The sequence below is a fragment of the Spirosoma knui genome, assembly GCF_054780635.1.
Map to the genome: position 1 here is coordinate 1 of NZ_BAAGVY010000009.1, position 15,348 is coordinate 15,348.

The following is a 15,348-nucleotide window of genomic DNA, read 5'->3' on the forward strand; positions in this document are numbered from 1 at the left end:
GTCCTGCCGGGGTTGGTCGCTCACATTCTGTGAGTATCTCTAAGTTACACGACGCATCTTAGAATCGTACAACGGCCTAAATCTAAAGGCCGAAGCGGTCGTTCTCAGTTCAACCGCCGGTTGTACGGCCTACAGGATCGTCTATATGAACTGCTGGGATTGCTGAGTCAATGGGCTAAGGCTGAAAATACGCGCTTTTCAGTGGACTCGTGTCCCTTGCCAGTTTGCAAAAACATCCGCATCAGCCGCTGCCGATTGGTTAAAGGCAAAGCCTTCCGGGGCTACAACGCCAGCAAGCGCGAGTACTTTTACGGCTACAAAGTGCATCTGATGACGGCGGCTGACGGTCGGATCATCGAGTTCGACTTCACACCTGGCAGCGCTCATGACCAGATTGGCTTTGAGTTGCTGGGCTTCGATTTACCGGCTGGTAGTGAGGTTTATGCTGACAAAGCCTATAATCACTACGCTCAGGAGGTTTTATTGGCGCAAGCCGGTGCAATCGCCTTTCAACCAATTCGGCGCAGCAATTGTCGGCGGGTCGACAACGACTACTGCACCAACTGGCTGCGCCAGCAAGCCCGACGTCATATAGAGACTGACATTAGCCAGTTGGTCAGCCGATGGCCCCGGCGCATCCATGCGGTAACGGCGAAAGGCTATTTGTTGAAAGTGGCAGGCTTCATCCTGGCTCACAACATCTTGTTCTATTTGTAACCACACAACTTAAGTTAAACTAGATATTTCACATCAGAACCCACCTTTTATGCAGAAAGGAGCTAGAATATAGACAGTACTTCATTACCAAAACAAATGTTGTATCTATCACTGTACCTAAACTGTATAAAATAAGAAAAGCACTCACGGTTAAGATCGTAAGTGCTTGAAAAATAAAAGTTTACTTCTGAGCGGGAAATGGGTCTCGAACCCACGGCCTGCAGCTTGGGAAGCTGCCGCTCTACCAACTGAGCTACTCCCGCTTACTACTCGTGCAACAAACATACAGCAAACTATTTGACTTTGTCAAGTCCTTCGCTGCGTGAACAAATTAATTCAATTGCGATTAACAAGGTAAATAGCGGTTTTCGCTTTCTTTGGTTTAAAAGCCTGTCTGCATGACATCAACTCCTACGCACAAACCCTTCATACCTGCTTCCGAATCCCCAGCCGAGTTCACGATGAAAGCCATCATCACGGGCGCGGTATTTGGGGTACTTTTTGGGGCAGCTACCGTTTATCTTTCCCTCAAAGCAGGCCTATCGGTGTCAGCTTCCATACCCATTGCGGTGCTGGCCATCTCGCTGGGTCGCCGATTCCTGAATACGACCATTCTCGAAAACAACATCATCCAGACAACCGGTTCGGCGGGTGAGAGCATTGCGTCGGGCGTCGTGTTTACCATGCCCGGCTTCCTGTTCCTGACGAACGGAACCGGTGCCGAGTTTTTCAATTACTGGACAATCCTGACCTTATCAATCCTGGGGGGATTAGTCGGTACGCTCATGATGATTCCGTTACGTCGGTCGTTGATTGTGCAGGAACACGGTACGTTGCCTTACCCGGAAGGTACGGCCTGTGCATCGGTGCTAATTGCCGGAGAAAAAGGGGGCGATTTTGCCAAGACTGCCTACCAGGGCCTGGGTATTGCCCTGCTTTACGCCTTACTGCAGAAAGTGCTGCACGTCATCGTGGAGGTACCGGTCTGGGCAACCAAACAAACCAACCGCTATTTTCCGTCGGCGCAGGTAGCCGGGGAAATCACCCCCGAATACCTGGGCGTAGGTTATATCATTGGTTTCCGCATTTCGGCCGTGCTGGTTGGCGGGGGAATTCTGGCGTGGCTGGGTATCATTCCGCTCCTGGCTTCGGTTGTGCCAGGCGATACAATTGCGCTTCAACTACAAAAACTTGGCTACCTGGATAACCTACAGACGGCCGGTGGACCCGGTGGCTGGAACCCACAGACGCATACGTTTACGGATACAGCAGCCGCTATTTATCGGGCATACATCCGACAAATTGGGGCTGGGGCCGTTACGGCGGGGGGGTTCATGACGTTAATCAAAACGATTCCAACGATTGTGTCGTCGTTCCGGCAGAGCTTTAGTCGATCGTCGCTGAACGCGATTGACACCGAAACCCAACTGAGCGAAGCGAGCCAGACGGCACGTACTGAACAGGATTTGAGTGTTCGCGTGGTCATTATTGGCAGCGCGGTGTTGGTGGGATTGATGGTGTTGCTGCCTCAAATTCCCGGTGATTCGTTGTTGACCAAACTGTTGATTGCCGTACTGGTGATTGTGTTCGGTTTCTTTTTCGTAACGGTTGCCAGCCGCATTGTTGGGTTGATTGGGTCGAGTTCGTCGCCGGTATCCGGCATGACCATTGCTACCATTATGGGAACGGCGCTTGTGTTCATCGGTTTCGGCTTGACGGGTAAGGCCTATGAGCCGGCCGTGCTGGTCGTCGGCAGCATGATCTGTGTAGCGGCTGCCAACGCTGGCGCTACGTCCCAGGACCTGAAAACGGGCTACCTCATTGGCGCTACGCCCCGGTATCAGCAGATTGCGCTATTTATTGGCGTTATCGTTTCCTCATTGGTTGTCGGCGCTACGGTAAAAATCCTCGACACTCCTACGCCCGATCTGGTTGCGCAGGGCATTACGCACGCGATCGGGTCTGACAAGTTTCCGGCTCCGCAAGGAACGCTCATGGCCACGCTCATCAAAGGCTTATTGTCGTTCAACCTCGACTGGCAGTTTGTGCTGGTTGGCGCATTTATTGCCTTTGTGTTTGAGCTGGTAGGCGTTAGCGCGCTGGCCTTTGCGGTTGGGCTTTACTTACCCCTTTCGACAACCTTGCCCATTTTCGCCGGTGGTTTGGTTAAAGCTATTGCCGATAGCACAGCCAAACGCCGGGGTATCGTTGAAGAAGATGCTGATTTGGGCAAAGGAAATCTGTTTGCAACAGGTCTGGTAGCAGGGGGTGCGCTGGCGGGTGTTGCCGTCGCTCTGTTATCGGTCAATGAATCGGTTTATAACAGCCTAACCGCCTTAACTCTGGAACCTGCCCTGGCAAGTGCCCTGGGCGAAGGTGGATATGAACTGCTGGGCGCTTTAGCGTTTGCTACCCTGGCTGGTATTCTCTGGCGAATCGCTACAAAGCGCTGATATTGCCTTTCTTTTCTGAGCTTAAACGGCCAGTCACAGCAATTGTGACTGGCCGTTTACTTAGTAGTGTTATCTTCCACAACCGGTTAGTAAGTACATGCGTAATAGTCAATGGAGCAGGTATTAATTAGCAGACATAATACTACTTTTCAAAACCACCCACATCCATGCTCACCTCACTCTCAACCTTTCTGTACCGGATTGCCTCCTGGAAAACCTTACTGGTGGCTATGTTACTTTACGTACCCTTTCCAGCCTATATCCTACGAACCCTGGAAGCCAACATGAACGCCCTGGCGGGTCAAACCCTTGGACCAATCGACTTATTGATTGGCTATGATCCGGCCAAAATTCAGCAGATGGTAGCTGCGTATGGCCCGGAAGGCCGAGCTATTTATGCGCAGGGTGAACTAACGGCTGACATCGCCTACCCGTTTATTTATACGCTGCTGTTCTGTCTTATTTTGTCGCTTCTCTTCCGAAGTCGGCTGTACACATCTTTTCAGCTTATCAACATAGTACCCCTTATCGCGCTGCTGTTTGATCTGTTGGAAAACGGCTGCATTATTTATTTGCTGAAAGCATATCCAACCTCATCCGATCTAATTGCTTCGTTGTGTTCGGTATTTACCAACCTGAAGTGGGCGGCATTTCTGCTTGTCGTTGGCCTGACCTTGTACGGATTAGTACGATTAACATTACCTAAACGACAAAGTGCATTGAGACAAGGATAGAAGGTGGCTTATTAGGTTGTTGCGAACCACTCAATCACCGCGCCTGGCCTGCCTTTTTAAGTAGCTCGACCACGCGTTCGACGGGCAACCGTTCTACCTGATGCCCCTCATCCCCGGTCATGGTCTGAGCAGCGAACAGCGAATTGATGATGGCCTCTTCGGTCGCTTCAATAGCTGCCATGAATAAGGGCGATACGTTATCGTTTCGTAGTAGTTTAACCTCATCAAATACGCTGGCCGTTTCGTGCGGAATGCGATACGCCGTTGAAACGGCAATGACGTAGTCACCACTGCCGTTTGAAGCGATACCCCCTGTCTGGGCTAAGCCCATGAACGCTCGTTTGGCCAGCCGTTTCAGGTTCCGGGCGTCGAGGGGTGCATCAGTAATTACGACCATCATGCAGGAGCCGTCGAGCTTTTCCTTGAATGAATAACGGCCCAACGCTACGCCTACTGGTACGCCCGCAATTTGCAGCACACCCCCAAAATTGGTTTGCACTAAAGCGCCAACGGTATAGCCGCCCAAGGATGCGGGCAGCTTGCGCGAAGCGGTACCAATGCCGCCTTTGAAGCCGAAACAAACTGTTCCGGTACCCGCTCCAACGTTTCCTTCGTCAACCGGACCAGCTTTTGCCTGCCGGATTGCGTCGAGTACGTGTTGTTTTGTTACGTGCCGTCCGCGAATATCATTGAGATATCCGTCGTTTGTTTCGCCGACAACCGGGTTTACGGAGCGCACTTGACCATTGCCCGGCTGCGCCAGGGTGTAGTCGATCAGGGCATCGGCCGCCGTTGGCAGACTCAACGTGTTCGTCAGCACGATTGGTGTTTCGAGGGTTCCCAACTCTTCGACCTGGCTGTAACCCGACAGTTTACCGAAGCCATTGCCGATATAAATAGCCGCCGGACTTTTCTGCTGAAACAGATTCCCGTCGTGCGGTACAATCGCCGTAACCCCCGTCCGAACAGTTTGCCCTTGCTGAAGCGTAACCTGTCCTACCCGCACGCCTGCTACGTCGGTAATGGCATTATGCTGACCGGTGGGTAGCACCCCAAACCGAATGCCATAGTCACGCGGGCGTTTTGGCGATTGAGCCATGGACGTATAAGCAATTTGTAGTGATAAAGTGGCCAGAACAATACGTATCACTGATTCCATTCGCGGTGTAAGTTCTTATGGTTCCCGGCCAAATTACTGGATAACGGTCAAAACTTACGAATAAAGAGGCTTTTGCGGTCCTAGCCTTAGTTGCTAAAACACAAACAAGGCTTTGCGAATTACTGTGGTATCAACAATAACCAAGGCTATGAAAATCGGCGAGAAGTTACTCAAGCAGTTAAACAAAACGTACGAACCGTCGACAATGGTTGCGGCTACATTCGGCCGGTATGACGTAGCGTTTAAGACAGACGAAGAAGGAAATCCGCTTCTCCTGTTCATCGGTCAGGCTGATGAACAGGGTAGGATCAAAGGCGATCAATTTACGCGTCGGCTATTAAAAGACCCCAACGGAGCTGTCATTAAAGATCACTGGGACCACAAAGGCAAGGTGTAGAATTAAATACGTTCTAGCTGGCCATCGACCGGAGCGTTAAGGCATTCCGGATGGCGTGGCCATCGATATCGTTGTTAAAGTACACGTAAATGTCTTTTCCGATGGCGTTCCACGACCGAATGTGTTCAGCCCACTCGCTCAGTTCGGCGTCTGAGTAACTGCCGTGGTACAATGGCTGCGACTCTGGCCCGTGCATACGTATGTAAATAACCGGAGCCGTTACGCGATAAATGCAGGGCAGATTCGCCCCGCTCATCATGCAATACGCTACGCGGTATTGCTGCAGCAACTCGAAAATAGCTTCGGTATGCCAGCTCAGGTGGCGAAACTCAACAGCGAGCCGAATCCATGACGGCATCTGAGCCAGAAAATCGGCTAACCGGTCGTAGTTCATGGCAAACCGAGGTGACAGTTGCACCAGCAAAATAGCTCTTTTGTCGCCCAGAGCGCTCCAGCTTTCCACAATCCGATCGGTCCATAGCTTGGGTTCTTTCAGGTTTTTGACGTGCGTTAGCCAACGGGGCGCTTCGGCGCACAATAGAAAATTATCAGGCAGCTTAGCCTGCCACCCGGCAAAGGTTTCGGGCTTGGGCCATCGGTAGAAACTACTGTTCAGCTCAACGGTATCAAACTGCTCCAGATAATACGTTAAGCGCTTGGCAGCCGGTGTTTTAAGGGGATACAAAATACCTTGCCAGTGGTCGTAACTCCAGCCTGATGTTCCAATGTGAATGCCCATGCCACCGTATAGCTAGTCTTTCAAAGACTATAACTATACCGCAGCCGTTTCTTCTTGTGCCGTTCGCATTCGCTTAATCACTATTCTTGACCCGCCTTACTTCGCTTCACCGGATAAGGGGATTAATTGGGCGGATAAGTCGGGGGTTTTCATGTCTTTGTCGAGCGGAAACATCGGCCGGATGATACGCTTGTATGGCAAGCGAGCCAAATCCTGATCGACACCGCCGGGCGTCAGCGCCATAATCCAGTCGGCGCGCATGGCGTACAGTTCGGGTTCGAGGTAACCGATTTTCACGACCACAATATCGGACTGGCGGGGCTTCAGGCCCAGTCGGGTAAAGTCTGCTTCCTTATGGTAGGGCTTCCGTTTCTGCGTAACGATAACGTGTACACTACCCACTTTCATAACTACCTCTACTTCCGCATCTTTGTCACCTTTCACAATTGACTCTACCGTGCCTTTGAGGGGTACGGGCGGGGCAAACCGGGCATCCACGTTAGCGCCTGCCTTACCTTCCACCTTGCCCCCCACACCAGCCGCTATCGCCTTTTTCACCAACTCCGGGTCGGGAATAGACGCATAAATCAGCGACGGACCATTTTCCTTTTGAAACTCGGGCCGAGCCAGTATCTGCGTGAGTGTCCAGGTTACATCGCCAGCGCCCCCGGCAGTCGGGTTATCGCCCGTATCGCTGATAAAGAACGGATGCTTTGGGCTCGCTAAAGCTTTGGCCAGACACTGCTCCAACGTACCGGTTGGGGCTACAAAGTCGAACTTGAAGCGGGCGTTCCAGAAGTCAAGGGCCAGCTTTTCAGCCGCCTGCGTCACTTTTGTTTTATCATCGCCCGTTACCATCACAGCCGCGTGGTTGCGTGGTTCATCGGCCCAGGCGTACCCGATCCAGATACCCGCATCGACAATGCCTTCCTGATGATCGGCAAGGGGTGCCACGGCTTGATACAGGGTTTTGCCCGGCTCAATGCGCGTGCTGGTCTGTTCGCCCGGTAGCAGAATGGGAATAGCGATCAACGCCTTGTAAGCAGGCTTCCCCTTTCCGCTTTTGATGCGCTCCAGCAGATTCACTACCGCCCGTTCTTTAGTCTGCATGGCATCCTCGTGGGGTGCCATTCGGTAGCAGGTCATCAGGTCGGTGTTCTGCGCCAACCGGGGCGATACGTTGCCGTGCAAGTCCATGGAAGTTGAAACCAGCGTTTTATAACCGATCACTTGCCGGATTCGGGTGATTAAATCGCCTTCGGGATCGTCAAGTCCCTTGACGCTCATCGCGCCGTGGATGTCGAAGTACAAGCCATCATAAGGACCATATTTTCGGAGCGAATCCAGCATTTTGTTGACCAGCGATTCGTATGCCTCACGGGTTACGGCTCCTCCCGGCAGCGATTTACCCACGATGGCCGGCAACCAGACTGCCTGTTTGCGCAAGGGAGAAACGGGCATCATAAACGGATACGCGTTGAAGACTTCACCGCTGTAGCGGGCATGAAAGGCTTCTTCGTGCGTAACAGCCGGCGAGAACGTACTTGATTCAATACCGAGTCCCGCAATAGCGATTCGTGGTAAGTTGGTTCGGTTAGCCGTATTTGGCGATTGGGCAGATACCCAGCCGGTAAAAGCGAAGCAGGCAGTAAGCCCCAGGAACAGGTGTTTCATGCCTCCAAGTTAACGTATTGACAAACGCAAGCAAGCCTCTACCAAGCGTTCTCCTTACGGAAGCTTAGTAGAGGCCATTAACTCAACCTCTTAACCGTTCCAGACAAGCCTTCGGGTAGAGAACCTGGTTACTTAGCCTCAACCAAAGCCGACGGCTGACTCTGGATCAGTTTAAGCGTGTAATCCATCACCGGGTCACGGTGGTTGAGAATATCGTCGATGGTTGGAGCAACGGCATGATCGGGTATGATGCCCTGCCCTTCCCGGATGTCTGCCGGTACGTTGGCCATATTGAACCCGAACGTGCCGATACCGAGGTCAATTTTAGAGTTGGGTAACTGGGTGATCGTGAAGATACCGCTGCTGTTGACTTTATAGCCGCCCCCCGATTCCTGCCCCACGAACGTAGCGCGTTTATCGGCATGGACGCGGGCGGCAAATTCGGTCGTTACCGAGAAACTATTTCCATTGAGCAAGACGTATACCTTAGCCCGAAACGCATCGCGATTAGGTTTCTTCGTTTTTAAGCCAGGCAGCATGGTCATGATGTAGCCATTATCACGCTTCTTCACCGCCAGCCATTTCATCTTCTTGTACAGATTCGAGGTCCAGGCGGGAAATGAAAATCCCTTTTTCTGCCGCACACTGATGTGATCGTAATAGCGAAAGGGTTTTTCGGCCAGGTACGTATAGAGTTCAACGCCCCAGGATTCCTCACCACCTTCGTTGTCACGTAGGTCTAGTACGAGGTTTCGTACACTTTTTTCTTTCAATTCCCGAAAAGCTTCTTTCAGGAACTTGTGAAAGTCCTGCTCTTTTTTGTCGCTCCAGAATCGCTCAATCGTCATTATGGCAGTTTGCTGATCGGCAAACGTTAGTCTAAACGGCTTTTGGCCGGCTGGTTTATGTGCCTCGACGTACTGTTTGATAGTCGTTTCGGTTACGGGCGATAGCGCGGCTGTTTTTTCTTCATGACCAGCCTTGTACACAACCTCAAACGTAGCGGGAGAACCAATGAACGTAGCGTAGTAGCCAGAAAAGTATCGATTCAAATCTTCGTATTTGCCGCCAATCCGGTCACCGTCGGCAAACATCATGTTGGGCAGCAACTTCTGAATGATGGCGGCTATTGGTTGCCCATTAATCGAGACAAGTTCAGCTCCGGCCGGAATAGTACCGGTACCATAATTCCCGACTACCCAGGCTTTGCTGTCCAGAAAATACAACTTCAGAGGGAACAGCTTATCTGTCGAAAATGGGTAGTGCTCATCGCGCCCGGAAACGATCCACTTGATGTGACCGTCCCGCAGAGCAGTTAGCAACGGCACCATCGTTACGTAGAATTCCTGCTGCGTCATGGAACGGTTTAGCTGAGCCGACGTAGCCGCAAACAGCGAATCGAATGTCGGCTTTGGCGTATAGCGATACATCTCGGGATGAACCTCATTCAATGCCGTCCGGAAACGGGCAAAATCGGTTTGGAGCTGTTCGGGCGTCAGCGTTTGAGCGATAAGCGGTGAACAGAGGAGTATGCAGAGGAAGGTAGCGAACAGCGTTTTCATAGATTGTTGTTTTTTGATTGAGCAAAACTGGCCGAAAAAAGCCGCTGCCAAAATGGAGCGGCTACCCAACAGTCGAAATTCAGCGCTGGGGCGTCAGTTTCATTCGCCCAACCAAAGCTTAAATTCACCCGCCTTCTCACGGCTGATAATGACTTCTTCCTCAAAAGCCGGGCATAGATTCACCTTCAATTTGCTGTTGAAGTACAGATGCGCTTTGTCGATAGACCGTAATTCGGCAATGACCTGGCGGTTAAGCCGGAAAAAACGCCGAGGGTCGAGCATGTGTACCAGTTCATCCAGGGTATAATCAATGAGCCATTCGTGTCCGTCACGGGTTTTGAGAAACGCCATTTTGTTGCGGGAGAAAATATAGGCGACCTCCTCAATGCTGATCGAAAATAAGCGCTGCCCCTGCTTGATCATGAATCGATCACGGAACGTAGCGGCTGGGCGAATAACTTCACCAAAAGAATCCGGCACCGGTTGCACAGCGCGTAACTGCCCAAGTAAGCTCGCTAATGATGACTCGAAGGTACTCGTCACCGCCAGGCCAGCCTGATCGACAAGCACTCGTTTGAAGGCATTCAACTTGGCTAACGCCTGCCGCAAATCGTCTTCTTTGACGGGCTTTAGCAGATAGTCGATGCTATTTACCTTAAACGCCCGAATGGCGTATTCATCGTAAGCGGTCGTGAAAATGACGGGGCTTTTCACCGTAACCTGATTGAAAATATCGAAGCTCTGTCCGTCGGCCAGTTCAATATCCATGAAGATCAGATCGGGCTGTGGGTTGCTTCGTAGCCAGTCTACTGACTCCTCAACGCTAACAGTCATGCCGACAACATTGGCGGTTGGCTCTACGTCGACTAGTAGTCGCTGAAGCTTACGGGCGGTCAGTTCTTCGTCTTCAATGATGAGAATAGTCATAATGGGTTTCTTGAATGAGCGGAATCATCACCTGAAAACAGTCGTCCGTTTGTTTTACCAGCACATCGGGCTGACCCAACAGACGGTATTTAGCCGTGATATTAGCCAGTCCAGTCTGGTTCGAGGGCACCAGATTCGTCTTTTTCCGGACTGTATTCAGAACAAACAGATTACTCGCTTCGTCAGAATAGATTCGGATCACAAGCGGCTTACTCGGCAGGGCAGCATTGTGTTTTACGGCGTTTTCAACGAGTAGCTGCAAGGTCAACGGCGGAATCATAAATGAGAGATAACGTTCGTCAATCGATAGATCTAGCTCGACACTCCGGCCAAAGCGCATTTGCAGCAAATGAAAATACGCCCGGATAAACTGGAGTTCACTCGCCAGCGTTGTCAGCAACTGTTCGTTGGTCTGCAGGACGTAGCGGTATACCGAGGCTAATTCTTCGATAAAGCGTTCGGCCTGTTTCGGGTTCTCGGCCACCAGCGACGATAACGTACTGAGGCTGTTAAACAAAAAGTGCGGATTGATCTGGGACTTTAGTGAATCGAGTTGGCTTTGCAGTGCTTCCTTTTTGAGTCGTTCAGCCTCGTGATAGGTCGACCACCACTGGTGGTACAAATATTTGGCTTCGTAAATAGCCGCCATCGGCACGGTAAACAGAAACGGAATCAACGTATTGACCCAGTAGGACCGTTCGGAGATCGGGTAGCCCCAAAACAGCGTTACGTCGTAGAGGTACATGATACCAACTCGCTGAACCACCGTAACGATCAGGAACCAGACAACCTGCTCCAGAATACGGGGGGTAGTTTGGTTGAGTCTAGGATAATGCCGACGCGCCCGAATGATACCTAGCCGGACTGCCTCCCAAAGCAGCACGCACTCGACCAGGCTTACGAGCAGGGCTACCCAACGACTGATGTGGTTAACATCGTTGCTGGGCTGGTAGAAGATATAGTTGGAGACAATCGAGATGAGCGGTACGCCCACCAGTCGCATCCAGCGATCGTTTAGCTTTTCCATCAGAGTGTAAATGTGTTAAAAAACCGGCTGACGCGAAAGCGTAGGGCTACCGAAGTGTCGGAAAGGCCTGCTTAAGTGTCGGAAGTTCAACGTACAGGAGTAAATAGCGGTAGCTTAACCTAACTGCTGTCTTTTGTTGAAAACAAGACACCCTTTTAGCCCTATGTTACGTCTCGCTACACTGAATACAGGCATCCGATTAGGCATAGCCCTCTTCGCGACAAGTTTGCAGGTAATGGCCCAGGCACCCCAGCGCCAGCCAACGCCTAACGATACGCTCAAATCTCCGAACGTACTGGCCGATAACCGGGTCGCCATTCGCCTGTATGCGCCTAAAGCCAGTGAAGTAACTGTCTCAGGAGATTTTTTGGGGCAGCCCAAACCACTCAATCTGACCAAAGATGAGCAAGGCGTATGGTCGGTGGTGGTTGGCCCACTCAAGCCAGACTATTACAGTTATACGCTGATGGTCGACGGAGTGCGGACGATGGACCCCAAGAATCCGTCTGTCAAGCAAGGCATCAGCAGTTTGGAGAATATGATGGCGGTGGTAGGCAAGGAGACCGCTTTTGAGGATAATCAGCCGGTTCCACATGGCGAAGTGCGGCAAGTCTGGTACCAGTCCAATTCACTGGGAATGCCCCGCCGGATGCACGTATACACACCGCCGGGCTATGAACAAAGCAAGTCGAAATATCCCGTTTTTTACCTGCTCCACGGGGGTGGCGACGATGATTCAGGTTGGAACACCATTGGTCGGGCCAGTTTCATCCTTGATAACCTGATTGCCGCTGGAAAAGCCAAGCCTATGATCGTAGTCATGCCGAACGGCAGCATGCCGATGCCCCCTTCGTCCGGTATGGCTGACTTTGCCAAAATGCTTCCTAAAATGCAGGAGATGTTTGCCAACGAACTCACGAAAGACGTAATGCCTTACGTAGAAAAGAGCTATCGAGTCTTAACCGGAGCTAACAATCGGGCGCTGGCGGGTCTGTCGATGGGCGGCATCCAAACACTAAACGTGAGCCTGTCGCGCCCTGAGTTGTTCAATTACGTAGGGGTGTTCAGTTCCGGTTTCTTCGGCGGTTCTATTGGCGAGGCCGAAACGCAGTATGCCAAAGCCTTACAAGACCCTAATTTCAACAAGAACAAAAAGGTGTTTCTGTTCGAGATCGGTAAAGATGATTTCCTGATGGAACCCTGCAAGCAAACCATGGCCCTGCTCGACAAGCATCAAATCAAATATCAATACAAGGAAACCGACGGTGGCCACACCTGGATCAACTGGCGGCATTACCTGAACGAGTACACGCCCTTGCTGTTTCAGTAAGGTTCGCACGTGCTAATCAGTAGGTAAACGATGAATCGGCTACGTAACAAATCGGCTCTGTTCGCAACGATGGCTATCGTTTACCTACTACTGGTGCTTACCTCAAGTACTAGCCACGGCCAGGATGGTTTTGTAGGTGAAAGTCCGAAGCTAGCGTACCGGAAAATCGGGCACAAACCAGAGGTTGTCATTGTACTTCACGGCGGTCCAGCAGCCCAGCACGAGTATAAAGCGCAACCGATTTATTAAAGTGACTAGAAAGATCTGATTAATCCCTAACAGCCAGGATTCGCCAGATAACCATTCCTGAACCTAACTGTTCTTCCGAAGCATCGGCATTCTTGGCCTACGCTAATCAGCATTAAAGCCTGATAAGTAACTAGCAAAAAAGTCGCTTGCCGGGATTAGTCACGTTCGGGAGCGCAATCGACTCTCGTCAATACGTATTGATACCCCTGCTCTGGGTTTGCCAGTACCCACTTGCCTTGTTTTTCAATGCGTTCACCTTCGAGCCATGTTACGGAATCGCCTTTAATGGTAAACAGAACTTCATAAGGCTGCGTAACCCCCTCGCCCGAGCGTTGCCAATCGGCCTGTATCTGGCCGTTTGTTAGCGTACCACGAATAGGACCAACCGCGCGATCTTTCTCGAACGGCAGTACCGACAACTCGCCCGTTACAATTGATTCGTTGACAGTTAAGTGCAGTACGGTTGTATCGCGCCCTACGACCTGTTGAAAGCAAGCCGTCTGGGAGGCAGTTGTCGTTGCAACGGAGTCAGTGGATGATGTTGTTTCGGAGGGCCGTTTGCCACAAGCCGCCAGGCAAATCAACAAGGTTACACAAGAGAGAATAAGTCGCATGAAGCAGAATAGTTTAATTCTGTAAAAGTACGAGTAAACACAGACGGCCGACCACCATTTTATAGTAGTCGGCCGTTTGTTCATCTACCTGAAGGGCAGGTTTATTCGTCTTCAGTAGTGGCTTCCCGATTAGGTTCGGGTTTGCCGTACTCGCCGTGGTAAGGGGTACCGGCCGTTACCTGACCACCGCTGGTCCATAAGCCACCTCCGCGTTCACCGTCATTTTTGGTGTTTTCACCACTGGGGCCGTCTTTCGGTACGCTCCGTTTTTCGTCGTTCTCTGTGCCGGAGTGCCCCAGACCTGATTTATCAGCTACGCCGTCTACCTGATCATCTGGCTTTTCAGAGCCAGACTTGTTTGCTTCGTTTTCCATGGTTGAGCTGGTTTATTACGTTCGCATTTGGGCTCGCGTTACGTAGCTCGTCGTTGCACCCTCAACCCACTAGTCAAATCGAATGTTTACGCTGGTAAGTTTAAGGAACTGGGTACGTACGCCCAACTATAAACCGTTCAACGGCTCATAGAACGCCAGCTGATTTTGCAGTTGGATTACCTGCTGCTGTAGTAACTCAATCCGCTTCAGGAGGTCGCTCACAACATCCAGATCGTCGGCGTGAATCGCCAGGTCCTGATGCAGACGTACTAGTTGCTCTAACCGAGGCAGCTCGTCGGGTTGAACGTAGGCCACCTGCTCGATCACTGTAATCTGAATGAGTCCACGCTGCTCCAACACGTCGATGAACGTAACGTCAACCTGATGATACAGACAGAACTCGCTAACAGGGATTAAGGGGTTCGTTTGCATAGGATTCATTTAAAGGCTGGCTAATTTCCGGAATAGGTCTTTCTGTTCGTCCGTCAGGTTTGTTGGTAACTTCACCTGCCACTGCACGTATAAATCACCGAACGCGCCTTCCTGTTTGTAAACAGGAAATCCTTTGCCTTTCAACCGCACTTTAGTGCCATTCTGCGTTTCGGGCGGTACCGTTACCTTTACGCGACCATCCAGCGTATCGATAACTTTCTCACCGCCTAACAGCGCCGTATACAGGTCGATCTCTTCATCCACGTAAAGATCGTTGCCTTTGCGCTTATAGCGACTGTCATCGGCAATCACGAACGTAATGTACAGATCGCCCGCAGGACCGCCGTTAACGCCTGGCCCGCCATAGCCAGCCAGCTTGATTTTCTGACCATTTTCGACACCCGCCTTTACGGTAATGCTTATCGTTTTACCATCAATGCTCAGCGTTTGTTTATGCGTTTTATAGGCGTCGCGCAGACTTATGTGCAGCTCGGCCTGGTAATCCTGCCCCCGGAATAGGGCTTCGCGCCGACCCGCCCGGGGACCGCCTTCCTGCCCAAACATTGACGACAGAAAGTCTGAGAAATCAGCTCCGCCAAATCCTTCCGAAAAATCATAATCGCCTGTTGTGCCCCGCGCTTGCTGACGACGTTGCTGCTGTTGCTGGCGGGCTTGCTCGAACTGCTCAGCCTGTTGCCAGTCTCTGCCGTACTGATCGTACTTCTTCCGTTTCTCCGCATCGCTTAGTACTTCGTTCGCTTCGTTAATCTGCTGAAACTTTTTGTTAGCCTCAGTGTCGTTCGGATTCAGATCGGGGTGGTGCTTGCGGGCCAGTTTACGATACGCCTTCCGGATGTCTTCGTCAGACGCGTTTTTGGGAACACCCAGCACATTGTAGTAATCAACAAAGTCCATAGTGGTTAAAAACAAAGCGTGTAGCAGCCACTTCCGTAAACGAGC

General features: G+C 51.3%; 15 protein-coding genes, 1 tRNA gene and 1 pseudogene. 6 read left to right on the top strand and 11 right to left on the bottom strand.

Features of this window, described 5'->3' with window-relative positions; genetic code table 11:
• Positions 1-99: 99 nt before the first annotated feature.
• Positions 100-717: pseudogene (locus ACYVIY_RS18065) on the top strand (IS982 family transposase); the annotation flags it as partial.
• A gap of 190 nt (positions 718-907) precedes the next feature.
• Here the strand turns inward: ACYVIY_RS18065 and ACYVIY_RS18070 are convergent.
• Positions 908-980: transfer RNA gene (locus tag ACYVIY_RS18070), tRNA-Gly, on the bottom strand.
• Positions 981-1,115: 135 nt separating this feature from the next.
• On the opposite strand from ACYVIY_RS18070, the gene ACYVIY_RS18075 reads away from it, so the two are divergent.
• Together ACYVIY_RS18075 and ACYVIY_RS18080 are read left to right on the top strand one after the other, a co-directional pair.
• Positions 1,116-3,170, top strand: coding sequence for an OPT family oligopeptide transporter (locus tag ACYVIY_RS18075; RefSeq protein ID WP_460977791.1), 2,055 nt, complete (start codon positions 1,116-1,118; stop codon positions 3,168-3,170).
• Positions 3,171-3,337: 167 nt separating this feature from the next.
• On the top strand, positions 3,338-3,904 hold the full coding sequence (locus tag ACYVIY_RS18080; RefSeq protein WP_460977792.1) for a hypothetical protein: 567 nt from the start codon (positions 3,338-3,340) through the stop codon (positions 3,902-3,904).
• Between the two features lie 34 nt (positions 3,905-3,938).
• Here ACYVIY_RS18080 and ACYVIY_RS18085 read toward each other — a convergent pair whose 3' ends face one another.
• On the bottom strand, positions 3,939-5,063 hold the full coding sequence (locus tag ACYVIY_RS18085; protein WP_460977793.1) for a DmpA family aminopeptidase: 1,125 nt from the start codon (positions 5,061-5,063) through the stop codon (positions 3,939-3,941).
• A 148-nt stretch (positions 5,064-5,211) separates the two neighbouring features.
• Between ACYVIY_RS18085 and ACYVIY_RS18090 the strand changes: the two genes are divergently transcribed.
• Positions 5,212-5,460, top strand: a complete 249-nt coding sequence (locus ACYVIY_RS18090) for a hypothetical protein (RefSeq protein ID WP_460977794.1) — start codon at positions 5,212-5,214, stop codon at positions 5,458-5,460.
• Between the two features lie 13 nt (positions 5,461-5,473).
• On the opposite strand, the gene ACYVIY_RS18095 is transcribed toward ACYVIY_RS18090, so the two are convergent.
• The 5 genes from ACYVIY_RS18095 to ACYVIY_RS18115 form a co-directional block, all read right to left on the bottom strand.
• Positions 5,474-6,199, bottom strand: coding sequence for a DUF72 domain-containing protein (locus tag ACYVIY_RS18095; protein ID WP_460977795.1), 726 nt, complete (start codon positions 6,197-6,199; stop codon positions 5,474-5,476).
• Between the two features lie 96 nt (positions 6,200-6,295).
• The gene (locus ACYVIY_RS18100) at positions 6,296-7,873 is read right to left on the bottom strand and encodes a M81 family metallopeptidase (protein WP_460977796.1); all 1,578 of its coding nucleotides are present in this window, start codon (positions 7,871-7,873) and stop codon (positions 6,296-6,298) included.
• A 128-nt stretch (positions 7,874-8,001) separates the two neighbouring features.
• The gene (locus ACYVIY_RS18105) at positions 8,002-9,435 is read right to left on the bottom strand and encodes a S41 family peptidase (protein WP_460977797.1); all 1,434 of its coding nucleotides are present in this window, start codon (positions 9,433-9,435) and stop codon (positions 8,002-8,004) included.
• A gap of 99 nt (positions 9,436-9,534) precedes the next feature.
• Positions 9,535-10,362, bottom strand: coding sequence for a LytR/AlgR family response regulator transcription factor (locus ACYVIY_RS18110; protein ID WP_460977798.1), 828 nt, complete (start codon positions 10,360-10,362; stop codon positions 9,535-9,537).
• Positions 10,343-11,389 (bottom strand): sensor histidine kinase, encoded by a 1,047-nt coding sequence (locus ACYVIY_RS18115; protein WP_460977799.1) that lies wholly within the window; start codon positions 11,387-11,389, stop codon positions 10,343-10,345. Before ACYVIY_RS18115 ends, ACYVIY_RS18110 begins: the two co-directional genes overlap by 20 nt.
• Positions 11,390-11,552: 163 nt before the next feature.
• Here ACYVIY_RS18115 and ACYVIY_RS18120 point away from each other — a divergent pair, with 163 nt between their 5' ends.
• Positions 11,553-12,719: an esterase gene (locus tag ACYVIY_RS18120; protein ID WP_460977800.1), complete on the top strand. Its 1,167-nt coding sequence runs from the start codon at positions 11,553-11,555 to the stop codon at positions 12,717-12,719.
• A gap of 30 nt (positions 12,720-12,749) precedes the next feature.
• Entirely contained in the window at positions 12,750-12,968 is a 219-nt protein-coding gene (locus tag ACYVIY_RS18125) for a hypothetical protein (RefSeq protein ID WP_460977801.1), read from the top strand.
• Between the two features lie 155 nt (positions 12,969-13,123).
• On the opposite strand, the gene ACYVIY_RS18130 is transcribed toward ACYVIY_RS18125, so the two are convergent.
• The 4 genes from ACYVIY_RS18130 to ACYVIY_RS18145 form a co-directional block, all read right to left on the bottom strand.
• On the bottom strand, positions 13,124-13,582 hold the full coding sequence (locus ACYVIY_RS18130; protein WP_460977802.1) for a hypothetical protein: 459 nt from the start codon (positions 13,580-13,582) through the stop codon (positions 13,124-13,126).
• Between the two features lie 101 nt (positions 13,583-13,683).
• On the bottom strand, positions 13,684-13,956 hold the full coding sequence (locus tag ACYVIY_RS18135; protein WP_460977803.1) for a hypothetical protein: 273 nt from the start codon (positions 13,954-13,956) through the stop codon (positions 13,684-13,686).
• Between the two features lie 126 nt (positions 13,957-14,082).
• Positions 14,083-14,388, bottom strand: a complete 306-nt coding sequence (locus tag ACYVIY_RS18140; RefSeq protein WP_460977804.1) for a chaperone modulator CbpM — start codon at positions 14,386-14,388, stop codon at positions 14,083-14,085.
• Between the two features lie 9 nt (positions 14,389-14,397).
• The gene (locus tag ACYVIY_RS18145) at positions 14,398-15,303 is read right to left on the bottom strand and encodes a DnaJ C-terminal domain-containing protein (RefSeq protein WP_460977805.1); all 906 of its coding nucleotides are present in this window, start codon (positions 15,301-15,303) and stop codon (positions 14,398-14,400) included.
• Positions 15,304-15,348: the final 45 nt, after the last annotated feature.

Coding starts and splice junctions, on each gene's coding strand:
- ACYVIY_RS18075 (WP_460977791.1), top strand. CDS start 1,116: ATGACATCAACTCCTACGCACAAACCCTTCATACCTGCTTCCGAATCC.
- ACYVIY_RS18080 (WP_460977792.1), top strand. CDS start 3,338: ATGCTCACCTCACTCTCAACCTTTCTGTACCGGATTGCCTCCTGGAAA.
- ACYVIY_RS18085 (WP_460977793.1), bottom strand. CDS start 5,063: ATGGAATCAGTGATACGTATTGTTCTGGCCACTTTATCACTACAAATT.
- ACYVIY_RS18090 (WP_460977794.1), top strand. CDS start 5,212: ATGAAAATCGGCGAGAAGTTACTCAAGCAGTTAAACAAAACGTACGAA.
- ACYVIY_RS18095 (WP_460977795.1), bottom strand. CDS start 6,199: ATGGGCATTCACATTGGAACATCAGGCTGGAGTTACGACCACTGGCAA.
- ACYVIY_RS18100 (WP_460977796.1), bottom strand. CDS start 7,873: ATGAAACACCTGTTCCTGGGGCTTACTGCCTGCTTCGCTTTTACCGGC.
- ACYVIY_RS18105 (WP_460977797.1), bottom strand. CDS start 9,435: ATGAAAACGCTGTTCGCTACCTTCCTCTGCATACTCCTCTGTTCACCG.
- ACYVIY_RS18110 (WP_460977798.1), bottom strand. CDS start 10,362: ATGACTATTCTCATCATTGAAGACGAAGAACTGACCGCCCGTAAGCTT.
- ACYVIY_RS18115 (WP_460977799.1), bottom strand. CDS start 11,389: ATGGAAAAGCTAAACGATCGCTGGATGCGACTGGTGGGCGTACCGCTC.
- ACYVIY_RS18120 (WP_460977800.1), top strand. CDS start 11,553: ATGTTACGTCTCGCTACACTGAATACAGGCATCCGATTAGGCATAGCC.
- ACYVIY_RS18125 (WP_460977801.1), top strand. CDS start 12,750: ATGAATCGGCTACGTAACAAATCGGCTCTGTTCGCAACGATGGCTATC.
- ACYVIY_RS18130 (WP_460977802.1), bottom strand. CDS start 13,582: ATGCGACTTATTCTCTCTTGTGTAACCTTGTTGATTTGCCTGGCGGCT.
- ACYVIY_RS18135 (WP_460977803.1), bottom strand. CDS start 13,956: ATGGAAAACGAAGCAAACAAGTCTGGCTCTGAAAAGCCAGATGATCAG.
- ACYVIY_RS18140 (WP_460977804.1), bottom strand. CDS start 14,388: ATGCAAACGAACCCCTTAATCCCTGTTAGCGAGTTCTGTCTGTATCAT.
- ACYVIY_RS18145 (WP_460977805.1), bottom strand. CDS start 15,303: ATGGACTTTGTTGATTACTACAATGTGCTGGGTGTTCCCAAAAACGCG.